Raw genomic sequence first — 19,933 nt, 5'->3', positions numbered from 1 at the left:
TCCCTTCCGGTGGGGTGGACGGATCTGTCATAAACAGCAATAAAAATATGTATTTTTATTTTCAATAACACATGCCAATCGTGTTTTAACCCGTGGACGACTGAATGGAGTTTCCGATGGCATTGCGTCTTTCCACTCTCGCCGCCCTGGCCGCCCTGGCCCTGATGCCGGCCGGCGCCCTGGCCCAGGACAAGGCGCCGGGCGAATTGCTGAACGTGTCCTACGACATCGCCCGCGAGTTGTTCCAGCAGATCAACCCCGCCTTCCAGGCCACCCCGGCCGGCAAGGGGATCGCCCAGATCAAGCAGAGCCACGCCGGGTCCTCCAAGCAGGCCCGCGCCATCCTCGAAGGCCTGCCCGCCGACGTGGTGACCTTCAACCAGGTGACCGACGTGCAGGTTCTGGCCGATAAGGGCTTCGTGCGCAAGGATTGGCAGACCGCCTTCCCGCACGGCGCCTCGCCCTATTACTCGCTGCCGGCCTTCGTGGTCCGCAAGGGCAATCCCAAGAACATCCGGAACTGGGACGATCTGGTCCGCCCCGACGTCAAGGTGGTGTTCCCCAACCCGAAGACCTCGGGCAACGGCCGCTACACCCATCTGGCCGCCTATGCCTTCGCCCTGGAAAAGTTCAGCGGCGACCAGGCCCAGGCCAAGGATTTCATCCGCAAGCTGGTGGCCAACGTGCCGGTGTTCGACACCGGCGGGCGCGGCGCCACCACCACCTTTGTCGAGCGGGCCACCGGCGACGTGCTGGTCACCTTCGAGGCCGAGGTGGGCGGCGTCATCAAGGAGTTCGGCGCCGACAAGGTGGAAGGCGTGATCCCGCCGGTCAGCATCCTGGCCGAGTTCCCGGTGGCGGTGGTGGACAAGGTGGCTGTCAAGAAGGGCTCACAGGCCAGCGCCAAGGCCTATCTCGACTACCTCTATTCCGACGAGGCCCAGGAAATCCTGGCGAAGAACTTCTACCGGGTGCGCTCGGAGAAGGTGGCGGCCCGGCATGCGGCGCAGTTTCCCAAGGTGCGCCTCTACACCACCGAACTGTTCGGCGGCTGGGACAACATCCAGAAGATCCACTTCGCCGAGGGCGGCATCTTCGATCAGGTCTTCGGCAAGAAGTGATGCGCAAACCGCGTCATCGGGCTACAAGGTCGGTCGTCTCCGGTTCCGGCCGGAGATGACCGACCGAACGGTTCAACCGGAGTTCGTATGATGCGCGCCCGCAGGCTGTTGCCCGGCTTCTCGCTGACCATGGGGATGACGCTGGCCTATCTCGGCCTCGTCGTCCTCCTGCCGCTGGGCGCCATGCTGATCAAGGCGGCGGGCATGAGCCTGGAGGGCTTCATCGCCGCCACCACCGGCCCGCGCGCCCTGGCCGCCTATCAGGTCACCCTGGTCTCGGCGGCCGAGGCGGTGGCCTTCAACGGGCTGGCCGGGCTGCTGTTCGCCTGGGTGCTGGCCCGCTATCAGTTCCCCGGCCGCAACCTGCTGGACGCCCTGATCGATCTGCCCTTCGCCATGCCCACCGCGGTGGCCGGCCTGGCCCTGGCCGCCGCCTTCGCCCCCAACGGCTGGGTGGGGCAGTACCTGGAGCCGCTGGGCTTCAAGGTGGTCCACGCCCAGCCGGGCATCGCCATCGCCATGGCCTTCACCAGCCTGCCCTTCGTGGTGCGGAGCGTGCAGCCGGTGATCGAGGAGCTGGAGAGCGAGACCGAGGAGGCGGCCCGGACGCTGGGCGCCTCGGAGACGCAGATCTTCATGAAGGTGATCCTGCCCACCCTGGCGCCGGCCCTGCTGGCCGGCATGTCGCTGGCCTTCGCCCGCTGCCTGGGCGAGTTCGGCGCCATCATCTTCATCGCCGGCAACCGCCCCTTCGAGACCGAGATCGCCGCCCTGCTGATCTTCATCAAGCTGGAGGAGTACGAGTTCGGCTCCGCCACCGCCGTGGCCACCGTGGTGCTGGCCTTCGCCTTTGCGACCATGCTGCTGACCAACGGCATCCAGGCCTGGCAGCAGCGCTATCTGGCAAAGGGCTGAGACGATGATACCCGCCATGGCCGTCCATCACGTTCCCCACCGTCAGCCCGGCGGCAAGCGGCGCCTGATCCTGATCGGGCTGGCCGGGCTGCTGGCCCTGGGCTTCCTGATGGTGCCCATGGCGGTGATTTTCGCCCAGGCGCTGTCCAAGGGCTGGGCGGCGTGGTGGCAGGCGGTCAGCCATCCCGAGACCCTGCACGCCATCGGCCTGTCGCTGCTGGTCCTGGCCATCGTGGTGCCCATCAACGCAATCTATGGTCTGGCGGTGGCCTGGACGGTCACCAAGTTCCGCTTCAAGGGCAAGAAATGGCTGGTCAGCCTGGTGGAGGCGCCGTTCTCGGTGTCGCCCATCGTCGCCGGCGTTGCCGCCCTGATGGTCTATGGCGGCTCGGGCCTGCTGGGGCCGTGGCTGGAGGAGCACGACCTCAAGGTGATGTTCGCCCTGCCGGGCATCGTCATCGCCACCCTGTTCGTCACCTCTCCGTTCATCGCCCGCGAATTGCTGCCGCTGATGCAACTGCAGGGCACCGACGACGAGGAGGCGGCGCTGACCCTGGGGGCGGGGGGGCTGGCCATCTTCCTGCGGGTCACCCTGCCCAACGTCAAATGGGCGCTCTACTACGGCATCATCCTGTGCGCCGCCCGCTCGCTGGGCGAGTTCGGCGCCGTCTCGGTGGTGTCGGGGCAGGTGCGGGGCGAGACCATGACGCTCCCGCTGCAGATCGACCTGCTCTACCACGACTATGACAGTTCGGGGGCCTTTGCCGCCGCCTCGGTGCTGACCCTGCTGGCCCTGGTCACGCTGGTGCTCAAGCTGCTGGTCGAACGCTTCTACGACCGCGAGATCGAGGATACCCTGGCCGAGCGCCAGGGCTGATCACGCCGCCCCGCCGACCAGGGTGAAGCGGAAGCACGAGCCCTTCCCCGGTTCGGATTCCACCCAGATGCGGCCGCCGTGGTGCTCGACGATCTTGCGGCACAGCGCCAGCCCGATGCCGGTGCCCTCGTACTCGTTGCGGCTGTGCAGGCGCTGGAAGATGTCGAAGATCCGTTCGAAATATTCCGGCGCGATGCCGATGCCGTTGTCGGCCACCGCGCAGACCCAGACCCTGTCGCCCCGCTGCGCCGACACGGTGATTACCGGCGGGCGGTCGGGGTGGCGATACTTCACCGCGTTGCCGATCAGGTTCTGGAACAGGCGGACCAGTTCGCCGCCCGATCCGGTGATGGTCGGCAGGTCGGCGGGGATGGACAGGGTGGCGCCGCTTTCCTCGATGGGCATCCTGAGATTGTCGAGGGCGGCGGCGATCACGTCGGCCAGGGCGACGGTGGCCAGCGGGTCGCGGACCCGGCCGACGCGGGAGAATTCCAGCAGGTCGAGGACCATCAGGTCCATGCGCTTGGCGCCGTCGCGGGCGAAATCCAGGAACTGGCGGCCGTCCTCGTCCAGCAGGGCGGTGTAGCGCCGCTCCAGCAGGCCGAGATAGCTGGTGATCATGCGCAGCGGCTCGCGCAGGTCGTGGGAGGCGATATAGGCGAACTGCTCCAGCTCGCGGTTGGACGTGTCCAGGTCGCGCAGCAGGGCCGATTGGCGTTCGCGGTGCTCGACCCATTCGGTGATGTCGCGGCCCACCGCCTGGACCTCGACGATGCGTCCGGCCATGTCGCGGATGGCGGCGCCCTCCCACGACACCCAGCGCAGGCCGGCCACCATCTTCATGCGGTTCTCCACCGCGGCGCGGAAACCGGGAGGACGCAGGACGTCGGTGATGGCCTGGGCGGTGGCGGCGTGGTCGTCCTCGTGGACGAAGGCGCGCCAGGACTGGCCGATGATGGCCGAGGAATCCTGCCCGTGGGCGCGGGCGAAGGCCTCGTTGGCGAAAGCCAGGTGCTCGTCGAGGGTGAGGCGGACCACCAGGTCGTTCTGGGTCTCGATCAGGCCGCGATAGCGCTCCTCGCTGGCCGTCAGCGCGACCAGGTGGCGCCCGGCCAGACCGGTCAGCCCGAAGATGGCGATGGCCAGGACGCCCACCACCGCCGCCACCAGCATCGCCTCGGCCCGCCAGGGGGCCAGGACGCCGTCGAGCGGGCGGCCGACGATCACCACCAGCGGCGGCATGGCCGGTTCGGTCAGGGTGCGGGCTGCCGACACCTTCTCCTTGCCGTCGGTCAGGGTGACGTGGACGAAGGTGTTGGCGGCGCTCCCGGCCTCGCGGTGCATGGCGAAGGCGCCGCCCTTGGCGATGTTCTTGCCCACGTAAAGCTCGGGCTCGGGGTCGCGGCCGACGATGTCGCCATCGGGGGTGACCAGCAGCGCGCCGGCCCCCGGCTCGCCGGTGTGGACCGATTGCAGCAGGTGCTGGAAATAGCCCAGTTCCAGCGATACCGCCACGATGCCGTCGAATTGCCCCTCGGCGTCGGTCAGCGGCATGGACACCATGATCACCAGCGCCCCGTCGATCCCGATGGGCAGGGGCTTGTTGACGTGGATGTCGCGGCCGGGCGGCAAATCCCGCGCGGCGGTGAAGAAGGCGCGTCCGCCGGTATCGCGTCCTTCCACCTGGGGCAGGGTCGAGACGGTGACGATGCCCTGGGCATTGACGATGAAGGCCTGGCGGATTTCCGGGACGATCTTGGTTCGCGTCGCCATGAACCGCCGCAGCGGCCCCGGCTCGTTGCGCGGCGCCTCGGCGATGGCGCGCAGCATCAGGCGCACCACCCGCAGGCTGCCGCGCACCTGTTCCTCGGTGACGCGGGCCGTGTCGGCGAGGTTGGCGCTGGCCACTCGGACGGTCCGCAGATAGCCGGCATGCAACTGGAACGCCGTCAGCCCCACCAGCAGGACGACCAGCCCGGCCGAAAGCCCCCAGATGCCCAGGGGCGGCAGGCCGGCCAGCAGTGACCGCTTGGGCGTGGTGGTCATTCATCTCCCCCGGGAAGCCAGATGGCAATCATACCCCAGGTGTGGGGAGCCGCCTATGCAAACCAACCCCGGCGGGTGCGTCTTTTCCGTTTCCAGGCCCTGGCAAAATGCGTAGATTCATTTGCTGCCATAGGTATCGATCTTCAATTCGGGGGCGACCCCGGTCAGGCGCGGACGGCGAATCATGGAGACGGAAGCCCCGTTTGCCATCATCGCTTCGGGCGATGAGCGTTCCGGCCCTGCCGGCCAGCCGGCGGCGTTCGTCTCCGAGCCCGGTCTGGCGCGCCATTTCATCGCCCTCGGCGCCGTGGTCATCGCCCTGTGGCTTGGCGGCTGCTGGCTGGCGGCCGGGGAATACGTCGCCTGGCGGGCCTCGGAATCCCTGACCCATGCCGAGCGCGACCTGCGCCAGAGCACCGAGGACATGACCCAGGGCATCCAGCGGACCCTGGCGGTGTTCCACGGCATTCCGGCGGCGCTGGGCCGCGACCGGGCGGTGGTGGAGGCCCTGAAACGGTTCGGCGACCGTCCCGACCTCAGGTCGTTGCCCCGCGAGCGGCGCCAGGCCGTCCTGTCATCCGACCCGCGTCTGGCCGAGCTCAACCGCTCGCTGGCTGGTTCGGTGGCGGATCTGGCGGCGCTCAGCGTCATCTGGCTGATCAATCCGGCCGGCGACGCCATCGCCGCCAGCAACGACGGCAAGGCGGAAAGCTTCATCGGGACCAATTACCGCGACCGGACCTATTTCACCGAGGCCATGGCCGGACGGTTCGGCAACCAGTTCGCCCTGGGGCGCCGGACCAACATCCCCGGCCTGTTCTTCTCGGCGCCGGTCCGCGACGGCGACCGTATCCTGGGCGTCATGACCATCAAGATCGACCTTCCCTATCTGTCGTCCTGGGTCAATCAGGCCAATGCCTTTCTCAGCGACAATTACGGTGTGGTGATCCTGGCCCAGGACAAGGATCTGGAAATGCGCACCCTGCCGGGGGCGGCGGTGGGGGGGCTGTCCCCCGCCGAGCGGACAGGCCGCTACAAGCGTTCGGAATTCACCGAGCTGCCCCTGGTTCCCTGGGGCTCGACCGCGCATCCCGCCCTGCATCGCTGGGGCAGCGACGGTGTGCCGTATCTGCGCCTGTCGACCATCCTGCCCGAGGATGATCTGGCGCTGACCATCCTGGCGCCGGTGCCGCGGGTCGCCACCATCGCCGCCGACCGGCTGGGGCTGTTCGGCCTGTCCGGAGCCCTGGGGACGCTGGTCATCATCCTGGCCGGCGGTGCCGCCTATCACTGGCTCGACCGCGAGCGCAGCCGGCGCAACCGCGCCGCCCGCGAGCGCATGGAATATCTGGCCACCCACGACGTCCTGACCGGCCTGTTCAGCCGCAGCGTCGTCGACCAGTTCATCGCCCATGGCATCGCCGGGGCCCGGCGCTCCGGGCGGGGGCTGGCGGTGCTGTTCATCGATCTCGACCAGTTCAAGGAGGTCAACGACAGCCTGGGCCACGAGGTCGGCGACCTGGTCCTGAAGGAGGCGGCCCGCCGGCTGCGCCACGCCGTCCGCGGCGCCGACGTGGTCATCCGCCAGGGCGGCGACGAATTCATCGTCCTGCTGTTCGACCTGCCCCAGCCCAGCGACGCCGGCAACGTGGCGGAAAAGATCCTGGCGGTCCTGGGCGAGCCCTACACCATCACCGACCCGCCGGTGCGCCTGTCGGCCAGCATCGGTATCGCCGCCTTCCCCGAGCACGGCGAGACCCCGTCCATGCTGCTGCGCCACGCCGACATGGCCATGTACCGCGCCAAGGCAGGGGGGCGGGCCGGCTACCGGTTGTATGGGGCGGCGGCCGATGCATGAGGCTCATGCCAGGATGCGCTGACCGGACCGGTCAGCGCCGCCCTCCCGTATGCACCGCCAGGGCGCGGGCCAGCTCGTAGACCCGCTTGCGCACGTTGGGGTCGCCGATCTTGTAGTAGGTGCGGACCAGGTCCAGGGTCTCGCGCTTGCTCATGGGGTCGACCCGCTGCGGCGCCGGTTCCTCGGTGGCGCGCAGCATGTGCCGCGGGCTGGCGGCCATGACGTCGGGCGACATCTCCTCGTAGAAGTACTCCACCGGCACGTCCAGGGCGCGCGACAGGTCGAACAGGCGCGAGGCGCCGATGCGGTTGGCGCCGCGCTCGTATTTCTGGATCTGCTGGAAGGTCAGCCCCAGGGCCTCGCCCAGGAATTCCTGGCTGAGACCCAGCAGGGTGCGGCGCAGGCGCAGCCGGCTCCCCACATGCACGTCGATGGGGTTGGGGCATCCGCCCGGCGTCCGCCCCCGGCTCGATTGACGCGTTTTTTGCATTGTATGCATCCGTTGAGGTTGTGTTACCCCTATTTGCGGGCGTGCATACAAGCCGCGCAAGTGGCAAATTGGTGCAAAAAACACATAATCATAATATAAATAAATAATTTTCCCGTTTTGTATGCAATGCCGAGTCCTTGCCGCCAAAACAAAACCCCCCGGGAGTTTCCTCCCGGGGGGGCGGCGATCGGATGGGATCGGTCGGATCAGCCGACGATCTCGCAGCCCGAGAAGAAGTAGGAGATTTCGATGGCGGCGTTCTCGGCCGAGTCGGAACCGTGCACCGAATTGGCTTCCACCGATTCGGCGAAGTCGGCGCGGATGGTGCCGGGGGCGGCGTTGGCCGGGTTGGTGGCGCCCATGATCTCGCGGTTGCGGGCGACGGCGCCTTCGCCTTCGAGGACCTGGACCACCACGGGGCCGGAGATCATGAAGTCAACCAGTTCGCCGAAGAACGAGCGCTCGGCATGGACCGAGTAGAACTGACCGGCCTGGGCCTTGGTCAGCTGGACGCGCTTCTGCGCCACGATGCGCAGGCCGGCTTCCTCGAAACGGGCATTGATCTTGCCGGTCAGGTTGCGGCGGGTGGCGTCGGGCTTGATGATCGACAGGGTACGTTCGGTAGCCATTGATGAATTCCTTTCGGCGGTTGCTCGCGCCGCGCCGGGGGACGGGATTTGGGCGGCCGCGCACGCCCCCGGCGGCCGGGCGCTCGGGGGACGGCGGGTTATAACCTCAAAGACCGGGGAGAGCAACGGTCTCGCGCGGGGGTGCAACCGCGCCTTTGCCGTGCAGGCGCGGGCGTGCTATTCCAGCGGCCATGCTGCATATCAATGACCTCACCTTCCGCTATGGTGGCCGGACCATCTTCGAACAGGCCACCGTCCATATTCCCGCCGGGGCGCGGGTCGGCCTGGTCGGGCGCAACGGCACCGGCAAGACCACCCTGTTCAAGCTGATCCTGGGCGAGCTGCACGCCGACGGAGGTGAGATCAACATGCGCCCGCGCGCCCGCCTCGGCCGCCTGGCCCAGGAGGCGCCCGAGGGCGACGTCAGCCTGATCGACTGCGTGCTGGCCTCCGACACCGAACGCACCGCCCTGTTCGAGGAGGCGGAGATCTGCCACGACGGCCACCGCATCGCTGAGATCCACGAGCGGCTGATGGCCATCGACGCCCATTCGGCGCCGGCCCGCGCGGCGGCCATCCTGTCGGGCCTGGGCTTCGATTCCGAGGCGCAACTGCAGCCGGTTTCCGACTTTTCCGGCGGCTGGCGCATGCGCGTCGCCCTGGCGGCCTCGCTGTTCGCCAGCCCGGACCTGCTGCTGCTGGACGAGCCCACCAACCACCTGGACCTCGAGGCCACTCTGTGGCTGCAGAGCCACTTGGCCGCCTATCCCGGCACCCTGGTGGTGATCAGCCACGACCGCGAGCTGCTCAACGAGGTGACCAACCGCATCATCCATCTGGAGAACGGCAAGCTCAACGCCTATGGCGGCAATTACGACCGCTTCGAGGCGACGCGCCGCGCCCGCATGGAATTGCAGGCCAAGGCCTTCACCAAGCAGCAGGAACAGCGCAAGAAGATCCAGTCGTTCATCGACCGCTTCAAGGCCAAGGCCACCAAGGCCGCCCAGGCCCAGAGCCGGGTCAAGATGCTCGAGCGCATGGAGATGGTGGTCCCCGTGGTCGAGGACCGCGCCATGTCCTTCGACTTCCCCGATCCCGAACCCTTGAGCCCGCCGATCATCGCCATCGACCACGGCGTGGCCGGATACGGCGACAAGGTGGTGCTGCGGGGCCTCGACATCCGCATCGACATGGACAGCCGCATCGCCCTGTTGGGCGCCAACGGCAACGGCAAGTCCACCCTGGCCAAGGTGCTGTCGGGGCGCCTCGACCTGCTGGGCGGCCAGTTCCGCAAGCCGCCCAAGCTGAAGATCGGCTATTTCGCCCAGCACCAGACCGAGGAGCTGCGGCTGGAGGAAACACCCTACGAGCATATGGCCATGCTGATGAAGGGCATGCCCGAGGCCAAGGTGCGCGCCCAACTGGGCCGTTTCGGCTTCGAGCAGGACCGCGCCAACGTCAAGGTCGCCAGCCTGTCGGGCGGCGAGAAGTCGCGGCTGCTGTTCGCCCTGATGAGCCGCGAGGCGCCGCACCTGATGATCCTGGACGAGCCCACCAACCACCTGGACATCGACGCCCGCGAGGCGCTGGTGGCGGCGCTCAACGCCTATGACGGCGCGGTGATCCTGATCAGCCACGACCCCCATCTGATCGAACTGACCGCCGACAATCTCTGGCTGGTGGGCGACGGCGGGGTCCAGCCCTTCGACGGCGACCTGGCCGCCTATCGCAAGCTGCTGCTCGACCGCGCCCGCGAGGACCGCCGGGGGGCCAAGCCGGAGCGGACCGGCGACGCCGCCCAGCGCAAGGCCGAGCGCAAGGCGGCGGCCGGGGCCCGTGCCCAGCTGGCGCCGCTGCGCAAGGCGGCCCAGGCGGCGGAGAAGGCGCTGGAAAAGCTGCACGCCGAGCAGAAGGCCCTGGCGGAAAGGCTGGCCGACCCCAAGCTCTACCAGGGACCGCCCGCCAAGGTCACCGAATTGCGCCGCCAGGAGGCTGATCTGGCCCGCCGGGTGGAAGAGGCGGAACTGGCCTGGCTGAGCGCCCAGGAGGAGCTGGAGGCCGCCCAGGAATAGGCATCATGCCGCTTCCGGCCCCTGGGCTTTGGGTATAAGCTGCCCGACGTTCTTTCCGCCAAGGAATCGTCTTGGTGACCGCCTCCGAGCCCATTCCATCCACCGATTCCGCCGGTTCCCGCCGTACTCCGGGGGAATTGCGGCATCGCCTGCGCCTGCTGATCCTGGTCATGGCGCTGCTGCTGCTGGGCGGCGCAGCGGCGATACTGATCCAGTTGCGCGCCGCGGCCATGGAAAAGGCGGCGACGGCCACCGCCGGGGCGGTCCGCCTGCTCGACGACAACCTGACCCGCACCCTGACAACCACCGACGCCATCATCGCCCGCATGGTGGTGGTGGTTCAGGACAAGCTGGCCGGGCGGATCGGCGACGACGAATTGCTGCGGGAGCTGGCCAGTCTCGAGGCCGGCCTGACCCAGCGCGGCAACATGCTGGTGGTCGACGCCCGGGGCGACGTGGCCGCAGCCGTCCGGCCGCCCCAGGGCGGCGTCCCCGTCAACTACGCCCACCGCGAATATTTCAAGGCCCATAGCGAGGGGGCCGAACGGGTGATCGGGCCCATGGTCATGGGGAGCTACAGCCTGGCCCCGGTCTTCACCGTCAGCCGGCGGGTCGCCGGGCCGGACGGAGGTTTCGCCGGCCTGGTGGTGGTGGGGGTCAACGCCCATTTCTTCACCGACTTCCACAACACCCTGGGGCTGGGGCCGTCCGCCTATATCGGCGCCAACACCGGCGGGCGGGTGATGCTGCGCCAGCCCAATCCCGAAAACTACGTGGGCCGCCCCACCCCCAACAATCCCATCTTCGCCGCCGCCGCGACCCGGCCGGTGGGGACCTTGCGCCTCAATTCCCCCATCGACGGGGTTGACCGGGTGGTTTCGTACCGGAAACTGCTCCCGTTCAACGTCATGGTCAGCGCCGGCATGGCCGTGGACGACATTCTCGCCCCCTGGCGGCAGACCGCCCTGATCATCGCGGCCGCCCTGGGGGTGGTGATGCTGGGCCTGGGCGGCATGGCCGTCACCACCTTCCGCATCATCACCCGCGAGGAGCGCTCCATGGCCTCGCTGGAGGAGACGGTGCGGGCCCGCACCGCCGAGGCCGAGTTGCGCGCCGCCGAGGCCCGTCAGGCCAACGAGAGCAAGACCCGCTTCCTGGCCGCCGCCTCCCACGATCTGCGCCAGCCGCTGCAGGCCGCCGGCATGTTCGCCGAGGTGCTGGCCGGGCAGGTGGAGGACGATCCGCGCAAGCTCAAGGTGGTCGACCGCCTGCGCCAGAGCATCGAGGCCACCAATTCCCTGCTCGCCACCCTGCTGGACGTTTCGGCGCTGGAGGCCGGCAAGATCAAGCCCAATGTCAGCACCTTCCGCCTGATGCCGCTGCTGGCCGGGCTGGTCGACCAGATCGAGCCCGAGGCCAGCGCCAAGGGCCTGGCCATCGGCGCGGTTCCCACCTCGCTCATGGTGAGCAGCGATCCGGTCTTGCTGGAACGGCTGCTGCGCAACCTGCTGGTCAACGCCATCCGCTATACCGGGGACGGGCGGGTGCTGATCGGCTGCCGCCGGCGCGGCGGCCAGGTGGTCATCCAGGTGCTCGACACCGGCATCGGCATTCCCGCCGACAAGATCGACACGGTGTTCGACGATTTCGTCCGCCTCGACACGCCGGCCGAGCGGGGCGGCAGCCGGGGCCTCGGCCTCGGCCTGGGGGTGGTGCGGCGCATGGCCGCCCTGCTGGGCCACGACCTGGAATTGCGCTCGATTCCGGGAAAAGGCTCGTGCTTCGGTGTGGTCGTCTCCAAGGCGTAGCGCGGCTTCCGTGCGCGGTATTCGGATACCTCCAGCCTAACACATTGATTTTCAATGATTTAAATGCTGTTGACTCGGGCGTCCGCTGTGGCATACTCCGCGCCCTCGACGTCCCGGCTTTTCGGGGTGTCGCCAACTGGTTTTGCCGTGGGTGCCATGAAGACCTTTAACGCCAAACCGTCCGAAGTTGAGAAGAAGTGGGTCGTGATCGACGCGGACGGCGTCGTGCTCGGCCGCCTGGCCAGCATCGTTTCGATGCGCCTGCGCGGCAAGCATCTGCCGACCTACACCCCGCATGTGGACATGGGCGATAACGTGATTATCGTCAATGCCGAGAAGGTCAAGCTGACCGGCAACAAGCTCGCCGACAAGCGCTTCTACTGGCATACCGGCCATCCCGGCGGCATCAAGGACCGTACCATGGGTCAGCTGCTGTCCGGCCGCTTCCCCGAGCGGGTCATCGAGAAGGCCGTGGAGCGCATGATCACCCGTGGTCCGCTCGGCCGTCAGCAGATGAAGAACCTGCGCGTCTATGCCGGCCCCGCCCACCCGCACGAGGCTCAGGCGCCCGAGGTGGTGGACGTTGCGTCCATGAACCCGAAGAACAAGAGGTAGTCCCATGGCCGATCTCTCCAGCTTGGCCGACCTGAAGGCCGCCTCGCCGGTCCAGGCCCACCCTGTGCACGTGCGCAAGGTTGATGCCCAGGGCCGTGCCTACGCCACCGGCAAGCGCAAGAATGCCGTCGCCCGCGTGTGGATCAAGCCCGGTTCGGGCAAGATCATCGTCAACGGTCGCGAACTGCCGGTCTACTTCGCCCGCCCGGTGCTGCGCATGATCATCAACCAGCCGTTCGAGGCGACCCGCGTCGAGGGGCAGTTCGATGTGCACTGCACCGTCACCGGCGGCGGTCTGTCCGGCCAGGCCGGCGCGCTCCGTCACGGCATCAGCCGCGCGCTGACCTATTTCGACCCGGCGCACCGCCCGGCGTTGAAGGCCGGCGGCTTCCTCACCCGCGATTCCCGCGTGGTCGAGCGCAAGAAGTACGGCAAGCACAAGGCCCGCCGTTCGACCCAGTTCTCCAAGCGTTAAGCTGGGTCGGCGAAAGCCGAGAAGATCAAGGGCCCGGAAGGTATCTTCCGGGCCCTTTTTCCATTGGGTGCCTTGGCCGGGCGGGTATCCCGCCCGTTCGGGATCACTCGTAGCTTGCGGTGGTCTTGTCGCTCTTGCGGTTATAGCGGATGGTGATCTTGCTCACCGAGCACAGGTCGATGTCGTGCCAGACGGCGCTTGAATCATCCTCGGTATAGATCACCTTCAGGTCCCACTGGCAGCTCTTCTCGGCGCGCTTGAAGGTGACGTGGACCGACTCGCCGTCGCCAAGGATGTCCTGACCCATGACGTCTTCTCCCCAGGCATCGGCATGGCCGGGGGAAACATAAACGGCGTTCAGTTCATAGCCGGTCTTGTTGACCAGGGTGAAATCCTGCTTGGCCTCGGCGGCGATGGCCGAACTGGCGATTCCGGACAGCAAAAGCGCGGCGAACAACCTTCCCATCGATACCCCCATTTAATGATGTATTTCATATGGCTGTACGCATTTCTTCTTGGCCATGACCGATGATGGGGGGGGCGGTCGAAGACTGTCAACCGGAATGCTGGGGATATTTGCCCTACGGATTGTGGCGGAATGTTCCCGAATGTTATGGTCCCTCCGGGCAACCGAATGGAGCGGGATCGCATGGCGCGCCAGCCTGGGCATCGGCGGTGGAACGGGGGGCTGCCGGCCATCCTGGCCGTGCTGTGTCTGCTGTTGCCCGCCCTTGCCCTGGCGGAACCCGCCCCGCTGGTGCTGAGGGGCGATGCCCCGTCTTTCCCGCTGGATGGCCGGATGACCGCCCATGCCGGCGACGACGGCTCGGCCCCGGTGGATGAGATCGTCCGGCGGCCCTTTTCCGCCGACTTTCCCGCCATCACCACCGGCACCATCTGGTTCCGCTTCCAGGTGGAGCGGGCTGCCGGCCAGCCGGCAGAATGGCTTCTCGCCTTCGGCGAACCGGACATGGACGACGTCCGGGTCTATGTCCCGGACGGGACGGGCGGTCTGGCCGAGACGCGGCTGGGGCGCAGCATTCCCAACCGGGAGCTGGACACTGCGTCCCGCCTCCATGTGGCCCGACTGATCCTGCCCGAGGGCCAGCCGGTCACCGTCCACCTGCGCCTGTCGTCGCGGCACAAGATCCGCATGGAGGAGGCCGCCCTGTGGCGGCCCGCCGCCCTGGTCCACGAGGAGGCGCGGCGATCGGCGGTGTACGGGCTGCACATGGGGACATTGCTGGTGCTGGCGGTGGTTTCCGGCCTGTTCGGAGCCTGGCTGCGGGACGGCCCCATGCTGGCCTACACCCTTTACGTCGCCACCATCCTGTGCCGGGGCCTGGTTCATACCGGCATCGCGCCCCTGATCTTCTCGGCGGCGGGGCGCGACACCAACTACCTGCTGAGCGGTATCGGCCTGGTGGGGGGAGGCGCCGCGCTGCTGCTGCTGTGGGATCGCATCCTCGACCTGCGCCGGACCGCTCCCGGGCTGCACCGCCTGTTCATGGGCGGCGCCGGACTGATCGGGTTGGGCCTGCTGCTGGTGCTGCATCCCGCCTTCCACCTGATCGTGCTTCCGGTGCAGGTGTTGACGGCGGCGGGCGGGCTGGTGGGCATGTCCCTGGCGGCGATGCGGGCCATGCGGCGGCGCGGCGAGGTGGTGACCCGTATCTACCTGCTGGCCTTCCTGCCGGTGGTGATCGCCTGGGTGGTGGAAGTGGCCGCCCGGATGACCGCCCTGGTTCCCGCCGATCTGGGGCGCAGCATCGATATCGGGGCGAGCATCCTTCATGTGGCCCTGCTGTGCGGCGCGTTGGGCTACCGTCTTCACCTCATCCAGCGGGCCCGTCTCCAGGCCGAGCTGGCCCTGGCCGGCGAGCAGTTGACCCGCCAGCGCCTGCGCACCTTCTTCGACATGGTGGCCCACGAGTTCAAGACGCCGCTGGCCATCATCGACAGCGCGGTGCAGGTGGTCGAACTGGATCTGGGACGGGTGCCGCCCGCTGTGTCCCAGCGCTTCCTTGCCATCCGCCGGGCGGTGCGGCGTCTGGTCAAGCTGATCGAGACCTGCCTGGCGGGCGAACGCGACATGTCCCTGGCCCTGCGCCTGCAGCCCATGGCGCCCGCCGACCTGCTGGAGCGGGTGGTGGAGCGCAACCGCGATCCCGACCATGCCGAGATGATCGTCACCACCGCCGACCTTCCCGAACGCTGCGTCGCCGACGCCGAATTGCTGGGTATCGCCCTGGACGCCCTGATCGACAACGCCCGCCGCTACGGCCCCGCCGACCAGCCGGTGGAAATCCGGGCCCGCGGGGCCGGCGGCCGGCTGGAACTGGTGGTGGCCGACCGGGGGCCCGGCGTCGCCGCCGCCGAGATCGACCGTATCTTCGAGAAGTACTATCGGGGATCGGGCGCCATGGGTATTCCCGGCACCGGCCTCGGCCTGCATCTGGTCAAGGCGGTGGCCGAGATGCATGGCGGCAGCGTCTGCTGCCGCCCCCGCGACGGCGGCGGCGCCGAATTCGCCGTGGCGGTGCCGGTTACAGCTTGATGCCGTAGCGGATGGTGCCCCAGTGGCGCTTGGCGACGGTGATCGGGCAATCGATCTCCTTCAGCACCACGAAATTGCCGCCCCCCATGTCGCGGGCATAGGTCTGCGCCAGGTATTCCTTGGTGTTGCGGGCCGCCAGGATGCCGGTGCGGTCGTCGAACATGCGGCGGTTGCGGCAATTGGCGGTGTTCCACACCGTGTCGCCGGGGCGCTGGGGCTGGGAATAGATCTTGTTGTGGGTGGCGATATAGCCGTTGCGGTCGGCGACGCAGCAGAACACGCCGCGCGGATTGGCGGCCAGCATGGGATCGATGATGCCGGGCACCGCCTGATCGGCCAGATCGCTGTGGGGGGCCAGCATCTGCTGCGGATCGGTGTCGAGGATGGGGGTGTACTCGCTCTCGAACAGGGCGGCCAGGCTGATGCGCCCGGCATCGACCGCCTGTTCGAAGGCCAGGGCCACGTCGGCGGCGGCCTTGCGGGCGGCGTCGACGAAGGGACGGTCCTTGGCCTGGGCGGCCTCGATGGCCTCGGCCAGCCGCTTCTTCGTGTCCGAGCCCACCTTCAGGTACTGGCACTGGATGCCCAGCTTGCTGCCCAGGATGGCCTTGGTGGGAATGTCGCCCACCCCGGGGAAGGTGAGGGTGCCGACTTCGCCTTCCAGCTTGGGGGCGTCGCCCACCACCAGCAGGGCGCCCATCAGCGAGATGTCGCCGGTATGGCCGGTGAAGGTGTGGCCGGCGAAGGCGGCGGTGAATTCCAGCGAGGCGGGAATGCGCTCCACGGCGCGGCGGTTGCCGCCGTAGGACGTGCGCAGGATGACGTTGAGGCGCCGCTGCAGCGCCCCGATGTCGTGGTTGACCAGCATGGACAGCTCGCTGACCTTGCGCGCCGTGATGCCGGTCTGCTCCGACGCCTTCAGCACGGCGGCGGCGGCCTCGGCCACATCGCGGGTATGGTCGGCGGCCTGTACGGCGCTGGCCATGATCTCGCCGGTGGCGGCGCGCTGTTCGTCGGCCGACGAGGCGATCTGGCCGGCGATCTGCTCCATGTCGCGGATGGTGCCGGCCACCGCCTCGACGGTGGCCACCGCCTGCTGGGTGGTGCTCTCGATGTCGCGGGCCTGGGCGTTGACCCGGCCGATGGCGTCCTCGGTCTGCTCGGCCAGGCCCTTGACCTCGCTGGCCACGACCGCAAAACCTTTTCCGGCCTCGCCGGCGCGGGCCGCCTCGATGGTGGCGTTGAGCGCCAGCATGCGGGTCTGGCCGGCGATGGCCTGGATCAGGGTGACCACGTCGCCGATGCGCGCCGTGGCCTGGGTCAGGGTGCCGACGCTGGCGCTGGCCTCGTCCACCCGGTGGCGGGCGGCCTCGCTGTGTTCGGAGCTGTTCTGGATGCGGGCGGTGATCTCGCGCGACGAGGCCTCCAGTTCCTCGGTGGCGCCGGCCACGGTCTGGACGTTGCCGCTGGTGATCTCGATGGCGCGGGCCACCGTCTCGGAGCGGGTGCGCACTTCCTCGGCGGTGTCCAGCAGGCGGCCGGCGCCTTCCTTCAGGCGTTCGGCCTGGGCGGAGATTTCCGCCACGGTGTTGTCCACCTCGCCTTCCAGCAGTTCGGTGAGGTTGAGCATCTCGCTGCGCAGCTTTTCCTGCGACTTGCGGGCGGTTTCGGCGCGTTCCTGGACGCTGTAGGCCAGCTTGGCCTCCATGGCGCGCAGCATGGCGTTGGAACGCTGGAATTCGCGGACCGGCTCGGCCTGGATTTCGTGGGTGAAGTCGCCCCGCGCGATAGCGTTGAAATGGTGTTCCAGGGTAGCGATGGGGCGGTTGAGGTAGCGGGTCAGCATCCACGCCATCAGGCCGGCGAGCGCCGTCCCGGACAGCAGGAAGCCGATACCCAGGCGCATATGGTCGAGGAAGTCGGCCTTGGCTTCCTCGTACATCTCCGAGGCCTGGCGCAACTGCAGGGTCATCAGGTCCTTCTGCACCTCGTGGACCTGCTCGAACAGGGGAATCAGGGTGGTGGCGTTGTGGCGGGCCAGCCCGGCCGCGTCGCCCGCTTCGGCCAGGGCGATGGCCGGTGACAATCCCTGTCCGACGAAGTCCTTGCGCCGGGTTTCGAAATCGGCGGCCAGTTCCTTTTCGTCGGGGGAGAGAGGATTGGCGAGATAGGCCGCCCACACCGAGCCCACATGCTCCGCCGTGGCGCGTATCCGCAGGACGCGCCGCGCGATGCCGCCGTTCTCGCCGGCCGCCAGGTCGATCTGCATCTGCTGCGCCTGCAGCAGGTTGTCGCGCATGCGGTCGATGATGTCGGCCAGCTGGCCGGCGGGGACGGTGCGGTTCTCGTAGACCGACCGCAGGGCGTCGTTGGAATCGGCCATGCCGGCCAGGCTGATCCACGCCACCGCGCCCATCAGCAGGACCAAGCCGGTGATGATCATGGCCAGGCGGCCGGCGATGGAATGGAGCGCCCGGCCGAGGCGGGCCGCCAGGGTGGTGCTGACCACCTGGCCTTCGACCACCTTGATGTTGCGGGCCTTGCCGGTGCGCACCTGCTCGTAGAGCTGCTCGGCGGCGGCGACCTGGGCGCGGGAGGGGGCGGTGCGGATGGAGATGTAGCCGGTGATCTGGCCGCCCTCCATCTCCGGGGTGGCGTTGGCGCGCACCCAGTAATGGTCGCCGCTCCTGGCGCGGTTCTTGACGATGCCTTCCCACGGCTTGCCGGCCTTGATGGTGGTCCACAGGTCGGCGAAGGCCACTTCCGGCATGTGCGGATGACGGACGATGTTGTGGGGCGCGCCGATCAGCTCTTCCTCGGAAAAGCCGCCGATCTCGACGAAGGCCTGATTGACGAAGGTGATCCGGCCGCCCAGGTCGGTCTTCGACACCAGGATGGTGCCTTCGGGGAGTTCGATCTCGCGATTGGTGATCGGCTCGTTTACACGCATTTACAGATCCGTTCCGCAGGACATATACCAAGGGAGTATATGATCCGACGGGGTCTGGGCTGTCTACCTGCCCGTTCGGCCAAGACCCCGGAAAATCCCCAATTGCTCATAAAAATATAATATTCCTGTCCCGCCGTAATCTCCACGTCATCTTCGGGATGTAGGATGGCGGTTCCATGCCGCCGGGGAGCCCGTCTTGCCGAACATCTATCTTCCCATCGCCGAACAATCGGTCGGCATCCTGAGCCTGCTGGCGGTGGGCGGCGGAATCGGCGTGTTGTCGGGCATCTTCGGGGTGGGCGGCGGCTTCCTGCTGACGCCGCTGCTGATCATGCTGGGTATTCCGCCGGCGGTGGCGGTGGCGTCGGGGGCCAATCAGGTGCTGGGCTCGTCGGTGTCGGGGGTGTTCGCCCATTGGCGGCGGCGCAACGTGGACATCAGGATGGCGGTGTTCCTGCTGGCCGGCGGCTTCGCCGGCTCGGCCGCCGGGGTGTGGCTGTTCGCCCTGCTGAAGCGCCTGGGGCAGATCGATCTGGTGATCAGCCTGTCCTATGTGGGGTTCCTGGGCTCGGTCGGCCTGCTGATGCTGGTCGAGACGCTGCTGTCCCTGCGCGCCGGCGCCGCCGGTCGCCCCGTGGGCAAGCGCCACGTCCACCGTATCTGGCACGGATTGCCGTTCCGCACCCGCTTTCCCCGCTCGGGCCTCTATATCAGCGCCCTGCTGCCCCTGGGGGTGGGGGCCTTCGGCGGATTGCTGGCCGCCCTGATGGGGGTGGGCGGCGGTTTCATCCTGGTGCCGATGATGATCTACATCCTGGGCATGCCCACCGCCGTGGTGGTGGGGACCTCGCTGTTCCAGATGATCTTCGTCACCGCCAACGTCACCCTGCTGCAGGCGGTCACCACCCATTCGGTGGACCTGCCGCTGGCCCTGATCCTGCTGGTGGGCGGCGCGGTGGGGGCGCAGTTCGGTTCGCGCCTGGGGGCCAGGCTGGGCGGTGAAAAGTTGCGTCTGCTGCTGGCCCTGATCGTCCTGGCAGTGTGCGCCGAGATGACCGGAACCCTGATCATGCCGCCCGGGGACACGTTCTCCCTGGACTAATCCAGGAACTGTTCCGCCCCCACCACGCCCAGCCGGGTGACGCCCTGGTGCTGGGCGGCGGCCATCACGCCGGCCACGTGGGCATAGGCCACCGCCTTGTCCGGGCGGACATGGACTTCCGGCGGATTGGCGGCTATGGCCGCTTGGCGCAGCCGCGCCTCGAGATCGGCGCGGTCGGGGACCAGTTCACCGTTCCAGGTGATCAGTCCCTGGGGGTCGATGTCGATGCGCGCCACCTCGGGCAGGACGGCGGCGGGGGGTGGCGGCCCGTCGGGCATGTCGAGGCGCACCGAATGGGTCTGCAGCGGGATGGTGATGATCAGCATGATCAAGAGCACCAGCATCACGTCGATCAGCGGCGTGGTGTTGATGTCGATCAGCACGTCGGGGTCGTCGGACCTGTCCTCGAACATCATCG

At 67.9% G+C, this 19,933-nt stretch carries 16 protein-coding genes; 10 read left to right on the top strand and 6 right to left on the bottom strand.

What is annotated here, in order from left to right; genetic code table 11:
- Window positions 1-116: 116 nt before the first annotated feature.
- From cysP to cysW, 3 genes are all read left to right on the top strand, one after another.
- Window positions 117-1,121, top strand: a complete 1,005-nt coding sequence (gene cysP, locus H261_RS09315) for a thiosulfate ABC transporter substrate-binding protein CysP (protein ID WP_008616774.1) — start codon at window positions 117-119, stop codon at window positions 1,119-1,121.
- An 87-nt stretch (window positions 1,122-1,208) separates the two neighbouring features.
- Window positions 1,209-2,036, top strand: coding sequence for a sulfate ABC transporter permease subunit CysT (gene cysT / locus H261_RS09310; protein ID WP_008616773.1), 828 nt, complete (start codon window positions 1,209-1,211; stop codon window positions 2,034-2,036).
- 16 nt (window positions 2,037-2,052) lie between these two features.
- Window positions 2,053-2,913, top strand: coding sequence for a sulfate ABC transporter permease subunit CysW (gene cysW / locus H261_RS09305; RefSeq protein WP_008616772.1), 861 nt, complete (start codon window positions 2,053-2,055; stop codon window positions 2,911-2,913).
- On the opposite strand, the gene H261_RS09300 is transcribed toward cysW, so the two are convergent.
- On the bottom strand, window positions 2,914-4,959 hold the full coding sequence (locus tag H261_RS09300) for a sensor histidine kinase (RefSeq protein WP_008616771.1): 2,046 nt from the start codon (window positions 4,957-4,959) through the stop codon (window positions 2,914-2,916).
- Between the two features lie 184 nt (window positions 4,960-5,143).
- Here H261_RS09300 and H261_RS09295 point away from each other — a divergent pair, with 184 nt between their 5' ends.
- Window positions 5,144-6,817, top strand: a complete 1,674-nt coding sequence (locus tag H261_RS09295) for a sensor domain-containing diguanylate cyclase (protein WP_008616770.1) — start codon at window positions 5,144-5,146, stop codon at window positions 6,815-6,817.
- Window positions 6,818-6,848: 31 nt separating this feature from the next.
- Here the strand turns inward: H261_RS09295 and H261_RS09290 are convergent, their stop codons facing one another.
- Together H261_RS09290 and ndk are read right to left on the bottom strand one after the other, a co-directional pair.
- Window positions 6,849-7,307: a helix-turn-helix domain-containing protein gene (locus H261_RS09290; RefSeq protein WP_040476099.1), complete on the bottom strand. Its 459-nt coding sequence runs from the start codon at window positions 7,305-7,307 to the stop codon at window positions 6,849-6,851.
- Window positions 7,308-7,513: 206 nt separating this feature from the next.
- The gene (gene ndk, locus H261_RS09285) at window positions 7,514-7,936 is read right to left on the bottom strand and encodes a nucleoside-diphosphate kinase (protein ID WP_008616767.1); all 423 of its coding nucleotides are present in this window, start codon (window positions 7,934-7,936) and stop codon (window positions 7,514-7,516) included.
- Window positions 7,937-8,127: 191 nt separating this feature from the next.
- Between ndk and H261_RS09280 the strand changes: the two genes are divergently transcribed.
- From H261_RS09280 to rpsI, 4 genes are all read left to right on the top strand, one after another.
- Window positions 8,128-10,008 carry an ABC-F family ATP-binding cassette domain-containing protein gene (locus H261_RS09280; protein WP_008616764.1) on the top strand — a complete coding sequence of 627 codons (1,881 nt, stop codon included), beginning with the start codon at window positions 8,128-8,130 and terminating at the stop codon, window positions 10,006-10,008.
- A 74-nt stretch (window positions 10,009-10,082) separates the two neighbouring features.
- Window positions 10,083-11,816, top strand: a complete 1,734-nt coding sequence (locus tag H261_RS09275) for a sensor histidine kinase (protein ID WP_235062907.1) — start codon at window positions 10,083-10,085, stop codon at window positions 11,814-11,816.
- Between the two features lie 156 nt (window positions 11,817-11,972).
- Entirely contained in the window at window positions 11,973-12,431 is a 459-nt protein-coding gene (gene rplM / locus H261_RS09270; protein ID WP_008616760.1) for a 50S ribosomal protein L13, read from the top strand.
- A 4-nt stretch (window positions 12,432-12,435) separates the two neighbouring features.
- The gene (gene rpsI / locus H261_RS09265) at window positions 12,436-12,906 is read left to right on the top strand and encodes a 30S ribosomal protein S9 (protein WP_008616758.1); all 471 of its coding nucleotides are present in this window, start codon (window positions 12,436-12,438) and stop codon (window positions 12,904-12,906) included.
- 103 nt (window positions 12,907-13,009) lie between these two features.
- Here the strand turns inward: rpsI and H261_RS09260 are convergent, their stop codons facing one another.
- The gene (locus H261_RS09260; protein ID WP_235062906.1) at window positions 13,010-13,372 is read right to left on the bottom strand and encodes an argininosuccinate lyase; all 363 of its coding nucleotides are present in this window, start codon (window positions 13,370-13,372) and stop codon (window positions 13,010-13,012) included.
- Window positions 13,373-13,555: 183 nt separating this feature from the next.
- On the opposite strand from H261_RS09260, the gene H261_RS09255 reads away from it, so the two are divergent.
- Window positions 13,556-15,463 (top strand): sensor histidine kinase, encoded by a 1,908-nt coding sequence (locus tag H261_RS09255; RefSeq protein WP_008616755.1) that lies wholly within the window; start codon window positions 13,556-13,558, stop codon window positions 15,461-15,463.
- On the opposite strand, the gene H261_RS09250 is transcribed toward H261_RS09255, so the two are convergent.
- On the bottom strand, window positions 15,453-18,413 hold the full coding sequence (locus tag H261_RS09250; RefSeq protein ID WP_008616754.1) for a methyl-accepting chemotaxis protein: 2,961 nt from the start codon (window positions 18,411-18,413) through the stop codon (window positions 15,453-15,455). The genes H261_RS09255 and H261_RS09250 overlap by 11 nt on opposite strands.
- A 196-nt stretch (window positions 18,414-18,609) precedes the next feature.
- Between H261_RS09250 and H261_RS09245 the strand changes: the two genes are divergently transcribed.
- Window positions 18,610-19,515 carry a sulfite exporter TauE/SafE family protein gene (locus tag H261_RS09245; protein ID WP_008616753.1) on the top strand — a complete coding sequence of 302 codons (906 nt, stop codon included), beginning with the start codon at window positions 18,610-18,612 and terminating at the stop codon, window positions 19,513-19,515.
- On the opposite strand, the gene H261_RS09240 is transcribed toward H261_RS09245, so the two are convergent.
- Complete coding sequence (locus H261_RS09240; RefSeq protein WP_008616752.1) at window positions 19,512-19,931, bottom strand: ExbD/TolR family protein; 420 nt, start codon at window positions 19,929-19,931, stop codon at window positions 19,512-19,514. The two genes, H261_RS09245 and H261_RS09240, sit on opposite strands and share 4 nt — an antisense overlap.
- Window positions 19,932-19,933 lie beyond the last annotated feature (2 nt).

Source organism: Paramagnetospirillum caucaseum, from assembly GCF_000342045.1.
In the GTDB taxonomy this organism is placed as follows: domain Bacteria; phylum Pseudomonadota; class Alphaproteobacteria; order Rhodospirillales; family Magnetospirillaceae; genus Phaeospirillum; species Phaeospirillum caucaseum.
Note: the sequence above shows the minus strand (reverse complement) of the source record. Positions and strands in the feature narration are given on the sequence as shown.